The sequence below is a fragment of the Brevundimonas sp. GW821-FHT10A07 genome (genome assembly GCF_059415785.1).
Genome location: NZ_JBWKNX010000014.1, coordinates 70,574 through 93,336 on the forward strand (window position 1 = coordinate 70,574; position 22,763 = coordinate 93,336).

The 22,763-nt window shown below is 68.0% G+C and carries 18 protein-coding genes and 1 pseudogene; 13 read left to right on the forward strand and 6 right to left on the reverse strand.

The genetic code is table 11. From position 1 onward, the window contains the following. Positions 1 to 23: 23 nt before the first annotated feature. Entirely contained in the window at positions 24 to 1,046 is a 1,023-nt protein-coding gene (locus AC07NC_RS12685; protein ID WP_494569766.1) for a hypothetical protein, read from the forward strand. On the opposite strand, the gene AC07NC_RS12690 is transcribed toward AC07NC_RS12685, so the two are convergent. After that, positions 1,043 to 4,081: a TonB-dependent receptor gene (locus AC07NC_RS12690; protein WP_494569767.1), complete on the reverse strand. Its 3,039-nt coding sequence runs from the start codon at positions 4,079 to 4,081 to the stop codon at positions 1,043 to 1,045. The two genes, AC07NC_RS12685 and AC07NC_RS12690, sit on opposite strands and share 4 nt — an antisense overlap. 163 nt (positions 4,082 to 4,244) lie before the next feature. On the opposite strand from AC07NC_RS12690, the gene AC07NC_RS12695 reads away from it, so the two are divergent. Then, on the forward strand, positions 4,245 to 4,784 hold the full coding sequence (locus AC07NC_RS12695) for an RNA polymerase sigma factor (RefSeq protein ID WP_035308000.1): 540 nt from the start codon (positions 4,245 to 4,247) through the stop codon (positions 4,782 to 4,784). A gap of 17 nt (positions 4,785 to 4,801) precedes the next feature. Continuing rightward, positions 4,802 to 5,686, forward strand: a complete 885-nt coding sequence (locus AC07NC_RS12700; protein ID WP_494569768.1) for a FecR family protein — start codon at positions 4,802 to 4,804, stop codon at positions 5,684 to 5,686. A 228-nt stretch (positions 5,687 to 5,914) separates the two neighbouring features. Here the strand turns inward: AC07NC_RS12700 and AC07NC_RS12705 are convergent, their stop codons facing one another. Continuing rightward, complete coding sequence (locus tag AC07NC_RS12705; protein WP_492073960.1) at positions 5,915 to 6,697, reverse strand: SDR family oxidoreductase; 783 nt, start codon at positions 6,695 to 6,697, stop codon at positions 5,915 to 5,917. Positions 6,698 to 6,699: 2 nt separating this feature from the next. Beyond that, positions 6,700 to 7,029, reverse strand: coding sequence for a nuclear transport factor 2 family protein (locus tag AC07NC_RS12710; protein ID WP_292147269.1), 330 nt, complete (start codon positions 7,027 to 7,029; stop codon positions 6,700 to 6,702). A gap of 55 nt (positions 7,030 to 7,084) precedes the next feature. On the opposite strand from AC07NC_RS12710, the gene AC07NC_RS12715 reads away from it, so the two are divergent. The 8 genes from AC07NC_RS12715 to AC07NC_RS12750 all read left to right on the forward strand — a co-directional run bounded on the left by AC07NC_RS12715 (position 7,085) and on the right by AC07NC_RS12750 (position 16,412). Further along, positions 7,085 to 7,507, forward strand: a complete 423-nt coding sequence (locus AC07NC_RS12715) for a winged helix-turn-helix transcriptional regulator (protein WP_183196255.1) — start codon at positions 7,085 to 7,087, stop codon at positions 7,505 to 7,507. Between the two features lie 302 nt (positions 7,508 to 7,809). Further along, positions 7,810 to 7,893, forward strand: coding sequence for a potassium-transporting ATPase subunit F (locus AC07NC_RS12720; RefSeq protein ID WP_081836166.1), 84 nt, complete (start codon positions 7,810 to 7,812; stop codon positions 7,891 to 7,893). Between the two features lie 18 nt (positions 7,894 to 7,911). Continuing rightward, the gene (kdpA, locus tag AC07NC_RS12725; protein WP_494569769.1) at positions 7,912 to 9,621 is read left to right on the forward strand and encodes a potassium-transporting ATPase subunit KdpA; all 1,710 of its coding nucleotides are present in this window, start codon (positions 7,912 to 7,914) and stop codon (positions 9,619 to 9,621) included. Positions 9,622 to 9,639: 18 nt separating this feature from the next. Continuing rightward, positions 9,640 to 11,694 (forward strand): potassium-transporting ATPase subunit KdpB, encoded by a 2,055-nt coding sequence (gene kdpB / locus AC07NC_RS12730; protein ID WP_494569770.1) that lies wholly within the window; start codon positions 9,640 to 9,642, stop codon positions 11,692 to 11,694. 23 nt (positions 11,695 to 11,717) lie between these two features. Next, positions 11,718 to 12,434 carry a TorF family putative porin gene (locus AC07NC_RS12735; RefSeq protein WP_494569771.1) on the forward strand — a complete coding sequence of 239 codons (717 nt, stop codon included), beginning with the start codon at positions 11,718 to 11,720 and terminating at the stop codon, positions 12,432 to 12,434. A 10-nt stretch (positions 12,435 to 12,444) separates the two neighbouring features. Continuing rightward, positions 12,445 to 13,023, forward strand: a complete 579-nt coding sequence (gene kdpC / locus AC07NC_RS12740) for a K(+)-transporting ATPase subunit C (RefSeq protein WP_494569772.1) — start codon at positions 12,445 to 12,447, stop codon at positions 13,021 to 13,023. After that, positions 13,024 to 15,723, forward strand: a complete 2,700-nt coding sequence (locus AC07NC_RS12745) for a DUF4118 domain-containing protein (protein ID WP_494569773.1) — start codon at positions 13,024 to 13,026, stop codon at positions 15,721 to 15,723. Next, positions 15,723 to 16,412, forward strand: coding sequence for a response regulator (locus AC07NC_RS12750; protein WP_494569774.1), 690 nt, complete (start codon positions 15,723 to 15,725; stop codon positions 16,410 to 16,412). The genes AC07NC_RS12745 and AC07NC_RS12750 overlap by 1 nt, the downstream gene beginning before the upstream one ends. An 18-nt stretch (positions 16,413 to 16,430) precedes the next feature. Here AC07NC_RS12750 and AC07NC_RS12755 read toward each other — a convergent pair whose 3' ends face one another. Together AC07NC_RS12755 and AC07NC_RS12760 are read right to left on the reverse strand one after the other, a co-directional pair. After that, positions 16,431 to 18,821: a PAS domain-containing sensor histidine kinase gene (locus AC07NC_RS12755; RefSeq protein ID WP_494569779.1), complete on the reverse strand. Its 2,391-nt coding sequence runs from the start codon at positions 18,819 to 18,821 to the stop codon at positions 16,431 to 16,433. A 105-nt stretch (positions 18,822 to 18,926) separates the two neighbouring features. Further along, a complete protein-coding gene (locus AC07NC_RS12760) occupies positions 18,927 to 21,281 on the reverse strand; it encodes a heavy metal translocating P-type ATPase (protein WP_494569775.1) in 2,355 nt (784 codons plus the stop codon). A 98-nt stretch (positions 21,282 to 21,379) separates the two neighbouring features. Here AC07NC_RS12760 and AC07NC_RS12765 point away from each other — a divergent pair, with 98 nt between their 5' ends. Both AC07NC_RS12765 and AC07NC_RS12770 read left to right on the forward strand, forming a co-directional pair. Then, positions 21,380 to 21,655: a metal-sensitive transcriptional regulator gene (locus tag AC07NC_RS12765; RefSeq protein ID WP_008260442.1), complete on the forward strand. Its 276-nt coding sequence runs from the start codon at positions 21,380 to 21,382 to the stop codon at positions 21,653 to 21,655. A 126-nt stretch (positions 21,656 to 21,781) separates the two neighbouring features. Then, a pseudogene (locus AC07NC_RS12770) lies at positions 21,782 to 22,006 on the forward strand (IS3 family transposase); the annotation flags it as partial. 589 nt (positions 22,007 to 22,595) lie between these two features. Here AC07NC_RS12770 and AC07NC_RS12775 read toward each other — a convergent pair. Further along, positions 22,596 to 22,685 (reverse strand): transposase, encoded by a 90-nt coding sequence (locus tag AC07NC_RS12775; protein WP_492071517.1) that lies wholly within the window; start codon positions 22,683 to 22,685, stop codon positions 22,596 to 22,598. Between the last annotated feature and the right edge of the window lie 78 nt (positions 22,686 to 22,763).

The following is a 22,763-nucleotide window of genomic DNA, read 5'->3' on the forward strand; positions in this document are numbered from 1 at the left end:
GGCCTTCTTTCCTTGAGGTTTTCATGATCCGCCCGCTCGCCGCCGCCCTGCTCATCGTCCTGATCGGAGCCGAAAGCGCCGCCGCCCAGACGCCGCGCACCCTCGCGGCTCTGGACGAACTTCGGGCGGCGGCGGGCGGCCTGAGCGACGCGCATCTGCGGGAAGAGACTTTGGCGGGGCTGCAGTCCCAGCCCTGCGTCCGCCACCGGGCGGGTCTGACGGCGGCCGACGAAGACGTGATCATGGCTGCGCTTGGGGCGGACGGATTGATGCCCGCGTTCGCCGATGGGGTGCAGGCTGAGGTTCAGCGCCTGACGGTCTTTCCCCCGCTGGCGGACGGCGCGGCCTGTCCCGCCCTGCCCCAGCCCCTGGAATCGGCGCCGGGCGGCAACGCCGGTTCTCATCACGACTGGCCCGGCGGATTGGTCGATCACGAAGCCTTCAACCTGCGCCTGGGCCTGGCCCTGGCCGATCTGTATGAGGCCGAGAGCGGCCTGCCGGTGGATCGCGACGCGGTGATCGCCGCCGTCCTGTGGCACGACTGGGCCAAGGCCCTGGTCCTGGTGTGGAACGATGACGGAAGCCTGCCGCCGGAACGGCCGATCGCCGGGGCGGGCGCCCATCATGTGCTGGGCCTGGCCGAGGCGATGGCGCGCGGCCTGCCCGAAGCGGAGATTCTGGCCCAAGCCTGCGCCCATGCCGCACCGGTCGGCGAAGACCAACGTACGGTGCAGAACTGGCTGCGAGCGGCGGCGATCATTTCGCGCACCGCCTGGACCGTCCCCGCCGTCCCGACCCGCGAATGCCTGATCAGCAACGCCGCCGACGACAACTGGGTTCATGCCGAGGCGGCGGTCCATGCCGCCGACGCCGCCCTGGCGCGGCTGGCGCCCCGCTTCGGCTATCCGGCCGCAGACGGTCCCGCTTACCGGACGCGCTTGCGCAACCCGATGTTGGAAGCCTTGGGCGCGGACCGGATCAAGGCTCTGTCGGATGTCAAGGGCGACGCCGGGGTCGAGCGCGCCCTGCGTGACGCCGGCTTCTAGAACACGCTGCGCAGACTGACGACGACGCGCCGACCGGAATCCACCACGTCCGACAGGGCGGCGCCGTCACGTCCGACATGGGCCCAATAGCTGTACGCCCCGGTGAGGTTGGTGACGATCACGTCCAGCCGCGTCCGCTCGTCGAACCGCCACCGGGCGCGCGCATCCAGCCGCGCCACGGACCGGACCCACAGATTGTCCCAGTCGCCCTCTGCCTTCAGGACGTCATAGGCCGACAGATAGGCGCCGGTGTAGTTCAAGCTCAAATAGGCGGCGGCGCGCCCCTGGGCGTAGGCCAGTTCCGCATTGCCCAGCCATTCGGGGGCGTTCAGCATCGGCTGGGACCGCCCCAGAATCTGCCCCAGATCGACACGGGACCACTGCCGGCTGAGATTGAGATCCAGGCTGGCCTGACCGCCCAGGTCGAACGGGTCGCCGAGCGGCTGGAACCACTCCAATTCGAAGCCGCGCGTCTCGCCGCGCCCGCCGTTACGGGGCATGACCACTCGGACGGCGGCCTCTTGCGGAACCACGCCGACGTCCAGGCTGGAGCCGCTTTCGTACAGATAGTGATCGATACGCTTGGCGTAGGCGGACAGGCTGAGCGCGCCGCCGCCCGGCAGCCAGGTCTGATGCGACAGGTCCAGGTTCCAGGCGTCGGCGCTCTTCAGGTCCGGATTTCCTCGCGTCACGGTCGTCACCCCGTCCAGGGTCTCGGTCCTGACGCCGCCGCCCAACTGCATGAAGGCGGGGCGGCTGTACGACCGCCAGGCGGCCGCCCGCCAGACGCCTCGATCATTGGGGCGGTAAGACAGGTTCAGACTGGGCAGAAGCTTGTCGTAGCGACTGCGGTTGGCGGCCCAGTCGCCGGGCGTTTCACCCTCGCTCGCATCGGGCAGAACCCAGAACCGGTTGACGATGCGTGTCCTTTCGTGGCGCAGGCCGAACTGCGTCTCCCAGGCTCCGGTCGCATGGGTGGCCATGACGTAGACGGCCTGAACGATCTCGCGCCCCGACTGGCTGTTGCAGTTGAGGTTGTTGACGTACAGGGCGCCGCAAGTGTCGAAACTCTCGGTCGTGCGGTTGGCCTCGAACAGGGCCTCGAGCCGGTCGTGATCGATCCGGGGGATCGACCAGTCGTAGAGGCCGGGAAAGACCTCGGCGTAGGTCCCCTTGGCGATCCCCAGCGCCTCCCAGGTCAGACCGGCGGTCTGATAGATGTCGCCGAAGAAGGCGTTGGTCCAGTTCCGGTCCGTCAGGTCCCGGTCGCTGCGCCCCAGTTTGGCGCCGATCCGAAGGTTGCGCCACGGCCCCTGCATCGGCGTGAAGCTCAGGCCGAAGCCGCCGCCGTATCGCATCTGTTCGCTGAACTGTTCGGTGCGCTGGCCGGCGCGACGCGCCACCAGCACCGATCCCGCCTGGTTCAGATCGTCGAACACGCTCTGCGGCCACTGAGGAACCGGCAGGCCGTCGCGATACTGCACCGTCACCCCGCCGAAGGCGCGCGGCGTCCGCCCGGTGTTGTACCCATCGTTCTGGTTGACCCAGGCCGAGGCCTCCAGATGGTCGGGGCGGGCGCTCTCGCCGCGGCTGGCGAACAGATAGGGCGTCAATCGCCAGCGGCCGGAGACCGCATCGACCTTCAGACTGAGCGTAGACAGGGAGACATTGTCCGGATTGGTCTCGTACCAGACCCGCGTCGACAGATCCCGGACCGACAGGCGATAGACGCCCGATCCGTCGTCGATCCAGGACTGGGTCCCGCTGACGACCTGGCTGAAGGTGGAATTCTGCTCGGTGCGGGCCTGGGCGTGGGTGGCGTTCAGCCGCAGGTCCAGACCGGGAGCCGCGCGCCAATCCAGCGCCAGGGCGTAGTTCTGCAGGCGACTGCGCCCGCTGGAGACGCCCACATTCAGGCTTGTCTGAACCAGCCCCTCCTGAGGATTGTCGGCGTCGGGCGCCCCGCCGGTCGCCGAGCCTGAAACCCCATAGGCCCAGCCCCGGTCGTTCTGGGCCGCCATCACCCCGGCCAGTTCCGAATTGACGAAGCTGCGGTCCTCGTGGGCGGCGGCCAGATAGAGGCCGAACTGTCCTGCGGCGCCGAAGCGGCGGCCATGTTCGACCCGGATCGTCTCGCCCAGACCGGATTCGCCGTAATCTCGCGCCCGCGTCTCGACCCGACCGCCGACGGTGACGGCGGTCCAGGGCGAGCGCGACAGATCCGTCGGTCCGGGCGTCTGGAAGTCCAGGGCGGCGCCGATGAAATCACCGTCCAGATCCGCACGCCCGGTCTTGTGCACCACCACGGTCTGGAAGGCGTCCGGCGGCAGCAGGTTCAGTTGGACCCCGCGCGAATAGGGCAGACCCTGGGCCACCGACACGCCGTTGATCATGCTGAGATTGTATTCGGCGTTCAGGCCGCGATAGGCGGCGTACAGACCCTCGCCGCGCGAGGCCGAGTCGATGCCGCCGATAAAGGACCGCCCGGTGTTGATCACCGTCATGCCCGGCAGGTCGCCCAGGGCTTCCGACAGGTTCTGCGCCCCGCCGCGCTCCATGTCCTCGCGCGAAAGGCTGCGCACCGACGTCGGCGCATCCAGATCCGTCGCCAGGCGACGGGCGATCTCGCCGGGCTCCGGACGGCGCCCCCACACCTGTATGGGCTCCAGGTCCGCAGTCGGAGCCTCTATCGGGGGCGGCGGCGACAACCGGGGCCGGGCGACGATGACGAAGGTTCGGCTGTCCACCCGGCGCGCCGCGAACCCCGCGTCGGCCAAGGCCAGGTCGAAAGCACGCGCCGTCTCGAACCGCCCGACGACGGCGCGGCTCCGTCGGCCTTCAAGCCGTTCCGCCGGAAACAGGATCTGGACGCGTCCCTGCCGCGCCAGGGCCCGCAACGCCGCAGCCAGCGGCTGGGCGGGAACATCGAAGACCGGAGCCCGCCCGGCGGCCGACACCGACGACGGCAGGATCGCGACGGCCAGGACCGCTCCGCCGACAGACCGTAGGAAAGCGTGACGACCGCCACAGCCCATGTGGGACGATCCGTGATGAACCCCGCGACTGCGAGGCTTCTATGGGGCGGCTGCAATGGATTGATGACATTCGCGGCCCACGGATTTGGCGGCCTGTCGACGGCGCTGCGTCTCTTGAGGTACAGGCTAGCGAGTTCGGATGTTTGACGGCGTCGCCCCATCGATGACAGCTTCACGAAAGCCCGCCGATCCGGCGGTCGCGATCATGGCCGAGCTGATGCAGCGGTTTGACGCGCGACTGCGTCTGTACCTGCGTCGCTTCCTCGCGCCCGCCGATGTCGAGGACGCCTTGCAGGACATCTATCTGCGGCTCACGCGGCTGGCGGGCCGGGTTCCTCCGCCCGATTTCAACGCCACCTATGTCTTCAAGACCGCCGACAGCGTGGCGCGCGACCTGCGTCGGCGACGGCTCGGACGCGGCGGCGACCGCCATGTCGAGGTGTCTGACGATCTGGCCCACGACGCCCCTTCCCCTTTCGACGAGGTGCGCTGGCAGCAGAACGCCGACCTGCTGCGCCGCGCCATCGCTTCGCTGACGCGCGATCAGCGGATGGTGCTGATGATGCATCGTGTAGAGGGTCTGACCCTGGTCGAGATCGCCGAACGCCAGCGCATCCCGCTGCGGACGACCCAGCGCCTGCTGGCCGACGCACTTGCCCGTTGCCGGCACAAGCTTAAGGATTGCGGATGGTTCGAACAGTAATTCCATTTCGCCCCCCTGTGCGTGACGCCGAAGCCGAGGCCTTCGTGGCTGAACGCCTGCGCGAAGAGCAGGACGGGCGCGCCTCGGACGCCGGGTCGAGCGAGATCCAGGCGGTCTGGGACGCGCTGGGCCAGATGGAAGCCGCCGATTTCGTTGCGGACGACGGCCGGGCGGCGACAGGCCGTGTCGTGAACCGCCGCGCCTGGATCGCGGGCGGAACCCTGGCCGCCGGCGTGGCCCTGGGCGGCGTCTTCCTCTGGCGCCAACAACCCGTGATCTACAAGACCGAGGTCGGCGAACGCCGCATGATCGCCTTGCCAGACGGCTCCCAGGTCACTCTGAACACGGCCAGCCGCATATCGGCGCGGTTCGCCGGTCGGCGGCGCGAGGTCGTGCTGGAATCGGGAGAAGCCTTCTTCGCGGTGGCGCATCAGGATGACGCCCCCTTCGACGTCCTCAGCCACGCGGCGCGCATCCGCGTCACCGGCACCCGGTTCAACGTGTACCGTCATGCGACCTTTACCGACGTCGATCTGCTGCAGGGCGGCGTGGCTGTGGGACCAGCGGCGGAGCCTTCGCAAGCACGCCTTCACCTTCGCGCTGGACAGGCCGTACGTCTGTCGTCGGCGGGAGACCCCGGCCCGGTCTCCGCCGCACAGGGCGGCCGTATCGACGACTGGCGCCAGGGCCGCGTCAGCTTCGACCGCACGTCGCTGCGTGCGGCGGTCGTCGAGATGAACCGATACAGCAACGCGCCGCTGCACATCCTGAACCCGTCGCTGAATGCTCTGGAGATCGACGGGGTCTTCGAGGCCGGCGATACGGCGGCCTTCGCCAAGGCGTTGGGGCGGCTGCACGGCGTGTCGGTTCGCTTCGACAGAGGGGCCTGGACGCTGTCCTGATACGACACGCCTGGCCGCGCCCGCGAAAGGCGGGAGCGGCGTCTCATCTTACGGCGACACGCCGACGCCGCAGAGACCGGCTTCCCGTGGCGACAGCGGCAGAATATCCAGGGCCCTGTTCTCTGGCGACGTATCGGCGTCGAAGACCTGAGCCCCTCGAAGAAGAGGCCGGGCGCCGGCAACCGTTTCCGGCGCCCGGCGCCCATCGTTCTCGATCCTCATCGCCGCCTAGACGGTAGGGATCGTGCCCCCATCGATCACGTACTCGCCGCCGTGAATGGCTGCGGCGCGGTCGGAGGCGAGGAATGCGATCAACTCGGCGACCTCCTCCGGTTTCGCCGCCCGCCCCAGGGGGATGCCGCCGAGCGCGTTCAGGACGCTTTGCCGCGCGTCTTCCAACGTCCCGCCCGAGCCTGCGGCGATCCGTTCCAGCAAGGCGTCCGAGGCTTCCGTGGATATCCAGCCGGGCGACACCACATTGACCCGCACGCCCCTGGGCCCCAGTTCCTTGGACAGGGCCTTGCTGTAGGTGGACAGGGCCGCTTTGGCGGCGGCGTAGGCGGTGGTGGATTCCGGCAAAGGCAATGTCCGCTGGATAGACGAGACATGGATGATGGCGCCGGATCCCCGCCCGATCATCTGCGGCGCCAGCAGGCGATCCAGGCGAACCGCAGGCATCAGGTTCAGATCAAGTTCGGTGCGCCAATGCGCGTCGGTCAGGGCGGCGAAGCCTCCGGCCGGCGCCGACGAGCCGCCGACGACATGCACCAGAACATCAACGCCGCCAAACCGGTCCATCGCGGCCTGGGCCAAGGCCTCGCACCCTTCCAGCGTCATGAGATCGGCCTGGACGAACTCAGCGCCGGTCGAGGTCTCGGGGGCCGCCCGCGCGGCTGTGATCACCCGGGCGCCGCCGGCGAGAAAACGCTGGACGGTCGCGCGGCCGGCGCCCTTGGTGCCGGCGGTGACGAGAATCCGTCGACCTTCGAACTCTGTGGGATCGGGGCGCATCGTCACAGCGAGATCTCGAGCGCGCGGATGGCGTCGTCGCCCAGAGTGAAGCGAAGCGTGAACCGAAGGGGGCTGCCCTTGAAGTCGCCGGCCGTGGGGCCCTCCAGGACGACCTGGTCCCCCTCGTGGCGCATCGTATCCGGCGTGAAGATCGCCTTGCTCGCGATCGTGGCCTCGAGCATCCACCGTCGGAGCGCCGCATGGCCCTGATGGCGCCCGCCGTCGTCCTTCACGACAGCGTCAGGCGCAAAGGGCTGCAGCATGCCGGCAAGGTCGAGGCGCGCATTGGCCGCGACATAGTCAGCGATGGGTTTGGGAAGGTCGGCGATCATTGGGTCTCCCGTTCGGATTCTTGCGTTCCATCCAAACTGCAAGTACGCTCCCACAATGGCAAGAACCGACGAAAAAGTTAGGTACGCACCTGAAGGTAAGCCCTTCGACTACACCCCCCAAACTGCGGCCTTGAGCGCGCAGAATGTCATCCGTGTCCTCGAAGGACGCTGGAAGCTGGTGATCCTGTTCCAGCTGTTCGGGTCGAACGTGCGGCGGTTCTCCGAACTCGAAAAAGCTATTCCCGGCGTGTCGCAGAAGATGCTGATCCAGCAGCTTCGACAGCTTGAAGCCGATGGAGTCGTGGCCCGTATCGTCCACCCCCAGGTCCCGCCCAAGGTGGAATATCATCTGACCGAATGGGGACAGTCCCTCTGTCCGGTTCTCGACAAGCTCCTGAGCTGGGCCGAAGCCGCCCCCGCCGATGTGCGTGACCGGCTGATCGAAAGCGATCGATCAGCGGCGAACGCACAAGGCTGAGTTCAGACAGGCGGCCAATGCGTCGATGTTTCGATTGGCTCCCACTCCTGCCCCGCAATCGCCTTTCGGCTCATGAACGGCGCTGCTTGCGGTGGTGAGGCCGACCGTCTTCCCTTTCGCATTATGATTTCATTACGCCGAACGTCGGGATTCACATCGCGTCTTTACGCCCCGCCGTGGTCCTTGCCGGCTCTGATTTGAGCTGAGGAGGCCGGCATGGCCGATGTTGTTTTTCTGGCGGTCGGGGCCGGGGCGTTCATCGCCTTCGCCGCGCTGGCCGCAGCGTTGAGACGGGTGTGACGATGATCGCCATGCTCTGGGGCGCGGGGGCGGTCGTCGTCGCCGTCTACATGGTCGCGGCTCTGCTGCGGCCCGAGCGGTTCTGAAGAACCGGGACTGAACTCATGAACATTCAAGGATGGGGCGAGATCGCCCTGACCCTTGGGCTGGCCGTTCTGCTCGGCTGGCCCATCGGCGTTTACATGTCACGCGTCTGGAACGGCGAGCGGACCTGGCTGGATCCGGTGCTGAAGCCGGTCGAGGCCGTCTTCTATCGGGCGGCCGGAGTCGATCCGAAGCGCAGCCAGGGCTGGCTGGGCTATGCAGGCGCGCTGCTGGCCTTCAATGCGGCGGGCTTTGTTCTGCTGTACGCCATCCTGCGTCTGCAAGGCGTGCTGCCGATGAACCCACAAGGTTTCGACGGCGTCTCGCCGCACCTGGCCTTCAACACCGCCGTCAGCTTCGTCACCAACACCAACTGGCAGAGCTATGGCGGCGAGACGACCCTGTCGACCTTCACTCAGATGGTCGGTCTGACGGTTCAGAACTTCGTCTCGGCCGCGACCGGCGCGACCATCGCCGCCGCCCTGGCGCGCGCCTTCATCGCCAATCGCGGCGAGGGGGTCGGCAATTTCTGGGCCGATCTGACCCGCACCACCCTGTATGTGCTGCTGCCGGCCGCCTTCGTGCTGGCCGTGGTGCTGCCCGGCCTGGGCGTCGTTCAGAGCCTGGCCGCCAGCGTCCATGCGACGACGGTCGAGGGCGGGTCCCAGACCCTGCCGATGTTTCCGGCGGCCAGCCAGGTGGCGATCAAGCAGTTGGGCATCAACGGCGGCGGCGTCTTCAACGTCAACGGCGCCCATCCGTTCGAGAATCCGTCACCCCTGACCAATCTGATCACCGCCGTGGCGATCAACGTCATGGGCTGGGCGGCCTTCTTCGCCTTCGGCCGTTCGGCCATGGCGGGGCGCGACATCCGCGCCCTGGTCGCCTCGGCCCTGATCATCCTGAGCGTCTCCGGCGCGGCCATGTATGTGATCGAGACCCAGCCGGCCCCGGCCCTGGTCGCCGCCCACGTCGATGCGTCGGCCAATATGGAGGGCAAGGAGGTTCGCTTCGGGGCGCCGGCCTCGACCGTCTGGTCGGTCGTGACGACCGGCGCCTCGAACGGTTCGGTCAACTCGATGCACGCCAGCTATATGCCGCTGGGCGGGGCCTTGCAGATGTTCCTGATGCAGTTGGGCGAGATCCTGCCGGGCGGCATCGGGTCGGGCATCGCCATCATGGTGGTGATGGCCCTGCTGTCGGTATTCGTCGCCGGCCTGATGGTCGGTCGGACACCGGAATATCTGGGCAAGAAGATCGAGGCGCGCGAGATTCAGTTCGCCATGATCGCGGTGCTGGTTCTGCCGCTGGCCATCCTGGGCTTCTCGGCCGTCAGCGCGGTGTTCCCCACAGCGCTGGAAGGGTTGCTGAACGACGGGCCGCACGGTCTGTCCGAGATTCTCTACGCCTACACCTCGGCGGCGGCGAACAACGGCTCGGCCTTCGCGGGTCTGACCGCAAACGCCCCCTGGTGGAACACGACCCTGGGCCTGGGCATGTTGTTCGGGCGGTTCATACCGGCCGTCGCCGTCCTGGCCATCGCCGGCAGCCTGGTGGTCAAGCCCAAGCTGGCGGCGTCCACCGGCACCCTGCCCACCGACAACGGCCTGTTCATCGGCCTGCTGATCGGCGTGATCCTCATCCTCGGCGGCCTGCAGTTCCTGCCCGCCCTCGCCCTGGGACCGATCGTCGAGCACTTCCAGGTGCTCGCCGCGGTCGCCGGCGCCTGATCCTCCGGACATCCTGACATGACACAAATCACATTAGACCCACGCGAGGGCGGCCTCTCGGGACAGATGATCGGCCGGGCCGTGGGCGAGGTCTTCGTCAAGCTGAACCCCGTCAAACTGATCAAGAACCCGGTCATCTTCACCACCTGGATCGTGGCCTTGCTGGCCACGGTGTCGGCGGTCGCGGCGGTCGTGGGCGGCCAGTCGGCGGGCTTTGCGGTGCAGCTTGCGCTGTGGCTGTGGGCCACGGTCCTGTTCGCCAATATCGCCGAAAGCGTCGCCGAAGGGCGGGGCAAGGCGGCGGCCGACAGCCTGCGCGCCACCCGCGTCACGACCAAGGCCAAGCTGATCGTCGATCCCGAGACCGGCCCCGATACCGGCATGGTGGTTCCGACCAGCGCGTCGGATCTCGAGGTCGGGTCGATCATCCTGGTCGAGGCCGGCGACGTCATCGCCTCGGACGGCGAGATCATCGAGGGCGTGGCCTCGGTCAACGAGGCCGCCATCACCGGCGAAAGTGCGCCGGTGATCCGCGAGAGCGGCGGCGACCGTTCGGCCGTGACCGGCGGCACCACCGTGGTGTCGGACTGGATCAAGGTGCGGATCACGGCCAAGCCGGGCTCGACCTTCCTTGACCGGATGATCGCCATGGTCGAGGGCGCGGATCGCAGGAAGACGCCGAACGAACTGGCCCTGGCCGTGCTCCTGGCCGGGCTGACCCTGATCTTCCTGATCGCGGTTGTGACCCTGGTCGGTCTGGGCGCCTATTCGGGCGTGAACATCGATCCGCTGGTGCTGGGCGCCCTGTTCATCACCCTGATCCCAACCACGATCGGGGGCCTGTTGTCCGCCGTCGGCATCGCCGGCATGGACCGGTTGCTGAAGGTCAATGTGCTGGCCACCTCGGGCCGTGCGGTGGAGGCGGCCGGCGATGTCGACACCCTGTTGCTCGACAAGACCGGCACCATCACCTTCGGCAACCGCATGGCGACCGAGGTCATTCCGGTTCCTGGCGTGCGTCTGGAAGCCGCCCTGGCCGCCGCCGTCATGGCGTCCCTGGCCGACGAGACGCCGGAAGGCCGCTCCATCGTCGAACTGGGCCGCAACGCCGGCGTCTCGGTGGAACAGCCGGCCGGCGCCGTCGCCATCCCCTTCACCGCCGTCACCCGCCAGTCAGGCCTGGACGTCGGCAAGGACAGCTGGCGCAAGGGCGCGGTCGATGCGGTGCTGAAGGATTTGAACCTGTCTGACGGTGCGGCCCCGGCCGAGTTCCGCCAGGCCGTGGACCGGATCGCCCGCTCGGGCGGCACGCCCCTGGCCGTCACCCAGAACGGCGTCCTGGTGGGCGTCATCCATCTGAAGGACGTGGTCAAGCCGGGGGTGAAGGCGCGCTTCGCCGACCTGCGTCGCATGGGCCTGCGCACCGTCATGATCACCGGCGACAACCCGGTGACGGCGGCGGCCATCGCCTCGGAGGCGGGGGTGGACGACTACCTCGCCGAGGCCACGCCCGAGGACAAGATGCGCCTGATCAAGGCCGAACAGGCCAAGGGCCGGCTGGTCGCCATGTGCGGCGACGGCGCCAATGACGCGCCCGCCCTGGCCCAGGCGGACGTCGGCGTGGCGATGCAGACCGGCGCCCAGGCGGCGCGTGAGGCGGGCAATATGGTCGATCTGGACAGCGACCCGACCAAGGTCATCGAGATCGTCGAGGTGGGCAAGCAACTGCTGATCACGCGCGGCGCCCTTACGACCTTCTCGGTCGCCAACGACGTGGCCAAGTATTTCGCCATCATCCCGGCCATGTTCGTGGTCTCGCTGCCGGCCCTGGGCGCGCTGAACGTGATGCGTTTGCACAGCCCCGAGAGCGCGATCCTGTCGGCGGTGATCTTCAACGCCCTGATCATCGTCGCCCTGATCCCTCTGGCGCTCAAGGGCGTCAAATACCGGGCCATCGGCGCGGGCGCCCTCCTGGGTCTCAACCTGTTGATCTACGGCCTCGGCGGCCTGATCGCCCCGTTCGTGGGTATCAAGCTGATCGACCTCATCATTTCCACGCTCGGCCTGGCCTGATGCGTGTGTCCAAGGACATCTCCATGCGTAAACGTCTCTCCAACGCCTCTGGCCGTAATGACGCCTGGTTCGCCGCCGCCTGCATTCTGGGCATCGCCGGCCTGGGTCTGTGCAGCGAGGCCAAGGCTCAGGACGTCTCGGCGAATGTCGCCCTGACTTCCGACTATGTCTTCCGCGGCGTCAGCCAGACCCAGGAAAACCCGGCCCTCTCGGCCGGGGTCGATCTGACGAAGAATGGCTTCTACGTCGGCGGCTGGGCCTCGAACGTCGATTTCGGCGACGATACCGACGCCGAGGTCGATCTCTACGCCGGCTATCGGCCCGAGGTCGCAGGCTATGCCCTGGACTTCGGCGTCATCGGCTATCTGTACGCCGGCCAGCCGGATGGCGCGGACTATGACTATGTCGAGCTGAAAGCCGCGGCCTCGCGCGCCGTGGGGCCCGCGACCCTGGGCGCGGCAGTCTATTATTCGCCCGACTTCTTCGGCGCGTCGGAAGACGAGGCGACATACGCCGAGGTCAACGGCGCCGTCAGCCCGGCCGACAAATGGACGGTGTCGGCCGCCGTCGGCCGTCAGTGGGTGTCGTCGGCCCTGGACTACACCACCTGGAACCTGGGCGCGGCGTATCAGCTGACTGACGCTCTGGCGTTGGATCTGCGCTATCACGACACCGATCAACACGACTTCGGCGATCTCTACGGCGCGCGCGCCGTGGCGACGCTGAAGGCGACCTTCTGAGGCGAGGACCATGGTCAACCAACTGCGTCCGGCCATCGTGATGATGGCCCTTTTCACCCTCCTGCTGGGGCTGGCCTATCCGCTGACCGTCACCGGGATCGCCCAAGGCGTCTTTCCCCGCCAGGCCAACGGCAGTCTGGTGCGAGACGGCGGCGGCCGGGTCGTCGGCTCGGCTCTGATCGGACAGCCGTTCGTGGGCGCGACCTATCTGCACCCGCGTCCCTCGGCGGCGGGCGACGGCTATGACGCCGCCGTCTCGTCGGGCTCCAACATGGGGCCGTTGAACCCGGATCTGGCGGCCCGCGTCGCCGAAAGCGCCCAGGCCATCCGCGCCGACGACGGCGCGGGGGGCATCCCCGCCGATGCGGTGACCACCTCCGCCTCGGGCCTCGACCCGGACGTGTCCCCGGCCTACGCTCGGCTTCAGGCCGCGCGGATCGCCCGCGCCAGAGGCGTCCCCGTGCAGCAGGTTCAGACCATCATCGACGGCCAGACCAAGGGGGCTCTGCTGGGCTTCGTCGGCCAGCCGCGCGTCAATGTCCTGCTGACCAATCGCGCGCTGGACGCCCGTTTCGGCGCGGAGGGCTGATTGCCCGAGACCGAGGCCGAAACGCCCGCGACTTCAGCCGTTCCGCGCCGCAAGCGCGGGCGGCTGAAGGTGTTTCTGGGCATGTCGCCCGGCGTGGGCAAGACCTATGAGATGTTGCGCGCCGCCCGCCGTCGAAAGGCCGAGGGCATGGATGTCGTCGTGGGGGTGGTCGAGACCCACGGCCGCAAGGAGACGATGAGCCTGCTGCGCGGGCTGGACGTCATGCCCCGCGCCCCGATCGACCATCGTGGCCGATCGCTGATCGAGTTCGATCTCGACGGCGCCCTGGCGCGCCGTCCCGGCCTGCTGCTGGTTGACGAATACGCCCATTCCAACGTCCCCGGCTCGCGCCACCCCAAACGCTGGCAGGATGTTGAGGAACTGCGCGACGCCGGCGTCGATGTCTGGACGACGCTGAACATCCAGCATCTGGAGAGCCTGTCTGACGTCATCCTGCGGATCACCGGCGTGCGCCAGCGCGAGACGGTGCCCGACAGCCTTCTGACCGAGGCCGACGACATCGAGGTGGTGGACATCACGCCCGAGGACCTTCGCGCCCGCCTGGCCGAGGGCAAGGTCTATGTGCCCGAGACGGCGCGGGTGGCGTCCGAGAACTTCTTCAAGCTGGAGAATCTGACGGCCCTGCGCGAACTGGCCCTGCGCCGCGCGGCCCAGACAGTGGACGATCAGCTGCTGTTCCATCTGCGCGAGCGGGGCGTGTCGGGGCCGTGGGCGGCGGGTGAACGGATCCTGGTCCTGGTCGGGGGCGACGCCATGACCGCCTCGCTGGTGCGCACCGGTCGGCGCATGTCGGACATGATGATGGACGCCCCCTGGTCGGTGGCCCATGTCGAACGGCCGTCGGGCTCGCGTTCCGACGCGCGGTCGGCCGGCCGTCTGTCCGAAGCCTTCAAACTGGCCGAACAGCTGGGCGGTCGACCGGTGACGCTGAGCGGCGACGACGTCGTGCGCACCGTCCTGGATCACGCCCACCGCAACAACGTCACCCAGATCGTCATCGGCAAGACGCGGGGCGGCCGCCTGGCCGAATGGACCGGTCGGGCGCTGGCCACCGAACTGCTGCGCAAGGCCCAGGGCGTGGCCGTCCATGTCGTGACCGAAGGCGATGGGTCGGCGCCCGAGCCGACGATCAGGTCCGGTCTCCGGCCTGGTCTAGACTGGCGTCCCTATTCCGCCGGCGCGGGTTTCGTCGGGGCCGCGACCGGCGTCGCCCTGTTGCTGGACACGCGGTTCGAGCGGGTCGATCTGGGCGTCATCTATCTGGCCGCCGTTGTGGCGGCGGGGGTGCTGAACGGGCTGCGGCCCGCTCTCGTAGCGGCGACCCTGGCCTTCCTGACCTACAACTTCCTGTTCCTTCAGCCGCGCTACAGTTTCCTGATCGGTTCGCCGACGGACTTCCTCACGCTGTTGCTGTTCTGGGCCGTCGCCCTGGGCACGGGGGCCCTGGCCGGGCGGGTGCGCGAACAGGCCCGCGCGGCCCAGCGTCGCGCCGCCGCCGTCTCTGCCCTGCTGGCCGCCAGCCAGACCCTGTCGGCGGCCCAGGATCGTGCGACGACCGCCCGAAGCCTGGCCGAACAGGCCGCCGCCGCCGCGGGGGCCGGGGCGGTGGTCCTGCTGCCGGACGGCGACGACATCGTCCTGACGGCCGCCAGCCCCGAGGGCGTGGTCCTGGGCGCCGACGCCATGGCCGCGGCCCGCTGGGCCTGGACCCACGGCGAGGTCACGGGTCACGGCACCGGCACCCTGCCGCAGACCCGCTGGCGGTTTCAGCCCCTGCAAGGCGTGCGCGGTCGCGCCGGCGTGGCGGGGATCGACGCCTCGGCCGTGGCGGCGGGCTCGGACGAGGAGCGGCTGGCCCTGGCCCTGCTGGATCAGGGCGCCGTGGCGCTGGAGCGGGCTGATCTGGCCGGACAGGCTTTGGAAAGTGAGACCCTGCGTCGCGCCGACCGGTTCCGCGCCGCCCTGATGAATTCGGTCAGCCACGACCTGCGCACGCCCCTGTCGACCGTGCTGGGTTCGGCCACCACCCTGATCGACTATGGGGCGACCCTGAAGCCCGAGGTCCGCGACGACCTGCTGCTCAGCATCCGCGAGGAGGCCGAACGCCTGTCGCGTTATGTCGGCGACCTGCTGGACATGACCCGGCTGGAGGGCGGCGGGCTGAACGTCCGCACCGACTGGACCGATGTGCGCGACGCCCTGAACGCCGCCGCCGACCGGGTGTCGCGCCGCCTGGGGCGACGTCGGATCACCCGCGACTTCCCGCCCCAGCTCAGCATGGTGGAGGCCGATCCCGGTCTGCTGGAACAGGCGGTGGTCAATATTCTTGAGAACGCCATCGCCTATAGCCCCGACGGGACGACCATCGAACTGGCGGCCTATGAGGACCGGGGCTCCGTCGTCATCTCCATCGAGGACGAGGGGCGCGGCATACCCACGGCCGAGCTGGAACGGGTGTTCGACAAGTTCCGCCGCATGGAGGATTCGACCGACCGCGCCCCCGACAGAGTCCAGGGGGCCGGCCTGGGTCTGGCTATCGCCAAGGGCTTCGTCGAGGCCATGCGCGGCCGCATCGCCGCCGCCAGCCCGATCCACGACGGACCCGACGGCGGCAAGCGGGGCACGCGCATCCTGATCAGCCTGCCCAAATCCATCGCCACCCATCCGGATCTGCTGTGATGCCTGCCGTCCGCCCCCAGGTCCTCGTCATCGACGACGAGCCCCAGATCCACCGCTTCCTGTCGCCCGCCCTGGACGCCGCCGGTTACGAACCCCGCCGCGCCGACAGTGGTCAGGAAGGCCTGCGCGCCATCGCATTGTGGAGCCCCGACGCCGTGGTGCTGGACCTGGGCCTGCCCGACATGGACGGCAAGGACGTGCTGAGACGGGCGCGGGAATTCTACCAGGGGCCGATCATCGTCCTGTCCGCCCGCGATCGCGAGGCCGAGAAGATCGCGGCCCTCGACCTGGGCGCCAACGACTATGTCGAAAAGCCGTTCGGGGTCGGCGAACTTCTGGCGCGCATCCGGGCCGGGCTGCGCCAGGGGGCCTTGGCGCCGGTGGCGGGCGGCGTGGTCACAGTCGGAGAGGTGGTCATCGACCTGGACCGTCGCATCGTCACCCGTGCCGGCGAGCGGGTGAAACTGCGGCCAAAGGAATACGAAGTCCTGGCCTGTCTGGCCCGTAACGCCGGCAAGGTGCTGGGCCACGCCGACCTGCTGAAGACCGTCTGGGGCGCGGGCCACGCCGCCGATGTCCAGTATCTGCGCGTCGTGATCGGCCAACTGCGCCACAAGCTGGAGGCCGACCCCGCCGAACCGGCCCTGGTCGTTACGGAGCCGAGCGTGGGGTACCGGCTCGAACTCTGATCGCTCGCCCCTGGCAGCTCAGGCGGCGAAGGCGGCCTTCATGGGCTGGACGGTCTGGACGGGACGTCGCGTCGGCAGGTCGAAACTGACCACCGTGCCCACCCCGGGCTCGCTTTCTATGTTCAGCCGGCCGCCATGCATCTCGATCAGCGACTTGGTCAGGGCCAAGCCCAGGCCGGTGCCCTGGGTGGTCTTGGAATGCTGGCCTTCGACCTGTTCGAAGGGCCGCGCCAGACGGACCATATGTTCAGGCGCGATGCCGATGCCGGTGTCGGCGCAGGCGACCCGGACGCGATCCTCGCCGGCCGCCCCCTTGAACGGCGTCAGCGACAGGGTGACGGTCCCGCCTTCGGGCGTGAATTTAACGGCGTTGGAGATCAGGTTCAGCATCACCTGTTTCACGCCGCGGTGGTCCGCCTCGATGTCCGGCAGGTCGCCCGCTTCGATCTCCAGGGTCAGGCCGGACTCCAGAACCTTGCCGCGCATCAGTCGGGCGGCGTCCTCGCACACGTCCCGCAGCGAGACGGGCTCGTAGTGCAGGGTCATCTTGCCGGCCTCGATCTTGGCCATGTCCAGGATGTCATTGATCAGGCTGAGCAGATGCTGGCCCGACTTAAGGATGTCGCCAGCGTAGCCCTTGTACTTCTCGCCTATGGGGCCGAACAGCTCGGCGGCCATGATCTCCGAGAAGCCGTTGATGGCGTTCAGGGGGGTGCGCAGTTCGTGGCTCATATTGGCCAGGAATTCGGACTTGGCCTGGTTTGCGGCCTCGGCCCGCGTCATGGCGATCTCGTATTTCCGGGCCAGTTGCGACAGCATCTGCTGGCTGGCTTCGAGCTGGGCCACGGTGCGGCTCAGGTCCTCGACGGCGCGGCGGCGTTCGGTCTCTTCGCGCTTGATGGCGGTGATGTCGGCGGCGGTGACCACTGAGCCGCCCTCCGAGGTGAAGCGTTCGGACAACTGCAGCCAGCGGCCGTCGTGCAGTTCGACCTCGCGAAGGCCCGCCCGGCCGTCCGTCGGCGCATGTTCGGCCTTGATGGCCAGGGCGGCGATGCGGTTCAATTCCTCCTTCGCCGCGCCGCGCCGCACGACGCCGGACTGGAAGTCGAAAGCGTCCTCGAACGCCTGGTTCCAGAGGATGAGGCGGCCTTGGCGATCAAACAGGACGAAGGCGTCCGAGATGCTCTCCACCCCGTCGCGCAGACGGCTTTCGGCGGACTGGGCGGCGGCCTTGGCCCGGCGGGCTTCGGTGATGTCCAGGGCGACGCCCAGGATGGCGGAGAAGCCGGCCTCGCCCCGCGCCCCTCGCGCCTGACCGCGCGCATCGATCCAGCGGGTCCGGCCGCCGTCGCCCGGGACGGGGAAGGTGACTTCGAAGGCGCCATAGGCCGAGGCCTGGCGCAACGCGTGCTGCACCTGGTCGCGGTAACGGGGATGGATGCGGGCCATCACGGTCTCGGCCGGTACGACGCCGCCGGTCTCGAAGCCCAGCAGGGTCGCCATATAGTCGGACAGGGTCACTTCGGCGCCGTCCAGATCCCATTCCCATACGCCGCAGCGCGCCGCCTCCACCGCGATGCGGAAGCGTTTTTCCGACGAGGCCCATTCCCGGCTGGCGCGCGCACGACGCAGGCCCTGGAACAGGAACAGCGCCAGGACGCCGAGGCCCAGCAGCACGGGGGCCGCCAGAACCCAGGCCTCGCCCAGCAGACCCGCCGCACCCGCGGGCGGTCCGCTCTGCAAGGCGACCACATAGGGACCGTCGGGCGTGATCGGCGCCGCCACGACCGACGCCCTGCCCCCCGGCGCGGCGACGGGCGTGGTCAGGGACGCCAGGTCGCCGGCCTGGACGCCGATCAGCGGCGTTGCGGACCGGCCGACCTCGGCGGCGTTCGGCGAGGCCAGGATGATCCCCGTCTTCGACACGATCCGGACCGCGCCAGAGGCGGGCAGGGACGGGAGAATGCGCGCCTCAAGCCGCCGCCCCCCGGCTTGCGGCCCCGTCAGGGTGACGACGCCGGGCGACTGCACCGGCCCCTGGCTGGCCAGGATCGCGCCGTCGGCGCCGATCACCGAAAAGCCCGCGTTCGGCGCGACGCCGCGCGCCCGCTCGACGGCGGCCATCGGGAGCGCGTCGTCCAGCAGTGCGGCTGTCCCGACGTCGATCCCGATCTGGGCGGCCTGCATCAGGACGGCGGTCCGGCTGGCGGCGAGCTGGGCGCTCAACGTCAGGTTCTCGTTCTGGAGGCGATGGGCTTCGCGGGCAGGGCGTGTCGCGTCTCGCGACATCAACAGCACGTATCCGGTGGAGCCGAGGGCGAGGACCAGCACGCCGATGCGCATCCAGGCCGGGGCGCTGGGGGCCCTGTCGGTGGCGCGTCGGCCTCGCTTGTCTTGCCGCCGCTCCATGCCCCGCAAGGCGCTCTCCCGACCAAATCAGCTACAGGGGGAATCTAGGCTGCGTCGCGGATTCCTGTCGAGGCTTGGTTAATGCTTTCTGAATTCTCAGGCCGCCTAGAGCTTCACCGCGCGCAGCCTCAGCGCATTGCCGATGACGCTGACCGAAGAGAGCGCCATAGCGAGCGCTGCAAGAGCGGGCGAGAGCAGCCAGCCGAAGACGGGATACAGCAGGCCGGCCGCTACCGGGATGCCGAGCGCATTGTAACCGAAGGCGAAGATCAGGTTTTGCCGGATGTTCCCCATGACCGCTCGCGACAGACGCCGCGCCCGGACTATGCCTTGCAGATCGCCTCTCAACAGGGTTACGCCCGCGCTCTCGATCGCCACATCCGAGCCCGCACCCATGGCGACGCCGACATCGGCGGCTGCGAGAGCCGGGGCGTCGTTGACCCCATCTCCGGCCATGGCGACTATGCGGCCCTGTGAGCGAAGCTGCTGAACCACGGACGCCTTGTCCTGCGGCAGGACCTCGGCATGGACCTCGTCGATCCCGAGGCGCCGCGCCACGGCTTCGGCCGTGGTCCGGTTGTCCCCGGTCATCATGACCAGTCTCAGACCGGCCGCCTTCAGCGCGAGGATCGCGGCCGACGTGGTGGCCTTGACCGGGTCGGCGATGCCGAGAACCCCGGCGGCCTTGCCGTCGATGGCCACGAAAATGGCCGTGGCGCCGTCATTCCGGAGTGCGTCCGCCTTCGGCTCCAGCGTGGAGACATCGATCGAAAGCTCACCGAGATACCGGGTGTTGCCCAGGGCTACCTGGCGGCCCTCGACAACACCGCGCACGCCGCGTCCCACCGGACTGTCGAAGTCCACGGCTTCCGACAGAGGCAGATGGCGGTCCTTGGCGGCCTGGACGATCGCATCCGCCAGGGGGTGCTCGCTTCCGCGCTCCAGACTGGCCGAAAGACGCAGCACGTCTGTTTCATCGAAGCCTTCGGCGACCACCATCGCTGTCACGGACGGGCGTCCCTCGGTCAGGGTGCCGGTCTTGTCGAGGATCAGGGTGTCGACCCTTTCGAAGCGCTCCAGCGCTTCAGCGTTCTTGATCAGGACCCCGGCGCGCGCGCCTCGTCCGACCCCTACCATAATCGAGATGGGGGTCGCGAGACCGAGCGCACAGGGACAAGCGATGATCAGGACCGAGACAGCGGCGACCAGGGCATAGGACAGCCGGGGCTCCGGCCCGACCAGCCCCCAGACGGCGGCGGCCAGCAGGGCGATTGCGATCACCATCGGAACGAACCATCCAGATACCGTGTCGGCCAGCCGCTGGATCGGCGCGCGGCTGCGTTGGGCCTGAGCGACCATCTGGACGATCTGCGCCAGTAGGGTGTCGGCCCCGACCTTGTCGGCGCGCATGATGAAGGCTCCGGTCTTGTTCAGGGCGCCGGCGACGACCCGGTCGCCGACCTCCTTGGTCACCGGCATGGACTCGCCGGTCACCATCGACTCGTCGACGGCGACGCGGCCATCCAGGATTTCGCCGTCGACCGGGACTTTCTCACCGGGGCGGACCCGCAGAGAGTCGCCGACAGTGATCAGGTCGAGCGAGACATCCTCGTCAACGCCGTCCGCCCGGACCCGTCGCGCGGTCTTGGGCGTGAGATCCAGCAAGGCCCGGATCGCCCCCGACGTCTGCTCGCGGGCGCGAAGTTCCAGGATCTGTCCGACGAGGACCAGCACCGTGATGACCGCCGCCGCCTCGAAATACACCGGCGCGCTCCCGTCGGCCTTGAGGAAGGCGGGCGGGAACAGCCATGGCGCTACGACGGCCACGATGCTGTAAAGCCATGCGACCCCGACCCCCATCGAGATCAGGGTGAACATGTTCAGCCGGCGCGTGCGCAGCGAGGTCCAGCCGCGCTGGAAGAAGGGCAGGCCGCACCACAGGACGACCGGCGTGGCCAGAACGAATTGGATCCCGTTCGACAGCCGGCCGGGGATGAGCATGTGCAGGTTCGTCAGATGGGCGCCCATCTCCAGCGCGAAGACCGGCAGGGTCAGAATCAGACCGATCCAGAAGCGGCGGGTGAAGTCGATCAGTTCGTGATTGGGCGGCGCTTCGGCGGCGACGGTTTCCGGCTCGAGCGCCATGCCGCAGATCGGGCAGGACCCCGGACCCTCCTGCCGGATTTCCGGATGCATGGGGCAGGTGTAGATCACGCCCGGAATGGCGGGGGCGGGCTCCGAAGCAGGCTTCAGATAGCGCTGCGGATCCGCCACGAATCGGGTTCGGCACCCTGCCGAGCAGAAGAAATAGTCCTGCTCGTCATGGCTGGCTCGGTGAGCGGTCGTCTTTGCATCAACCGACATCCCGCAGACCGGATCCTTTAGCGCGACCGATCCCGTGGAGGGTTCCGCCGAGCAGCAGGAGCGACCTGCGGCGTGACCGTGAGGATGAGTGGACATGACGCTCTCCGGCTGATCCAAGCGCCTCGGATATACCTGTAGGGGGTATGGAGCAAGATACCCGCATGGGGTATACTGACGCTCTGGAGCGAAGCCGCATGCAAATCGATACGAAGCCCAAAATCCTTAACCGGCTGAGCCGGATCGAAGGCCAGGTGCGGGGCATCGCCCGCATGGTCGACGAGGACCGCTACTGCATCGACCTGCTCACCCAGTTGCGGGCCGTCCGCGCAGCGCTCCTTCGCGTGGAGACGGAAGTGTTGAGAGACCACCTCGACCACTGCGTCATGGGAGCCATGACAGGTGACGATCCTGAGGATCGAAAGGCCAAGGCCGGCGAGCTAATCGAACTCTTGGCTCGCGCCGGCCGATAGGTCGGACCGAGTGCGGATCTTCTGGTCCGACGCCATGATCCGGGCGGAGCCCCCTACGGCGACGTTGACGTGCCCGTGAGAATTTCCTCCACGCGGCGCTAGAGTCCGGCCCTTGAAAGGGGGGACAGACTGAAGCGGTTGCTGACGGACACGATGCTGGACAAGGCGGCGCTGAACGACCTGCTTTCAAAAAATGGTAGGGGACGTCGCGATGCGCGAAGGCGTCGCGAGGATCCGGACGGTGTTCGGGATCAGCGAGCGGCAGGCCTGTTTGATCATGAAGGCCGACCGCAAGACGGTGCGCTATCGATCCTGTCGTCCGTCGGACACGGCGTGCGCGAGCGTCTGCGGGCCCGGATGAAGCAGTGGGGCAAGCCCTTCAACGCTACGACGACGCCTATTCTCGCTATGGCGAACTGCCCGCGATCACATTGTATGGGCCGCCAATCCCCCCACGCGTGCAGCGAACAGCGCCGACTCGCCGCCGTCAGGCTCAGGACGCACCTGCGAAGAAGCTCGTGCAATCGAAGATTCGGATCCCTTCGCCATTCCCGATGACTAGGCGCGGGCCCATGGCGTGCATGGCCTAACAAAGGCAGGTTAGCGCCAGATTTGGACGCACTGGATTTAAGTTCCTGTGCCGGCCGAGAGCGGACGCGCTCAACGTCCGCTCAGAGTCAGAACCCGCCGCATCGAGACTAGAAGCTATATTTGCGATCAGTTCGCATGTTGAGCCACTTTATAACTGGTTTTGAGCGAGTTCTAAGTGGTCTCGACAAAAATGTTGGGCCAACCTTAGCCTGTCGCGGAAAATGTCCGCCATGCCTGAACGACGGCGAACAGCAAGGAACTGTCCCAAGCTAAAGCTGCCACTACAGGCCCCCCGAGCGTCTCGGTTCGTCCCCGAGCCAAGAGCAGTCACGATGGCCTTCGCCCCGCATCAAAAGTCAGTCACGCGGATCATGGCCTTCCATTTGTAATGGGTCGCCGAGTTGACACCGTGACGCCGACATACCTCCGTCGTCGCCAAACCGGCCTCCTACTCCCGCAGAATCCCCGTGATCTTCTCTCGATTGAACCTTGATCGCTTCATCCTGTCCGTCCTCCG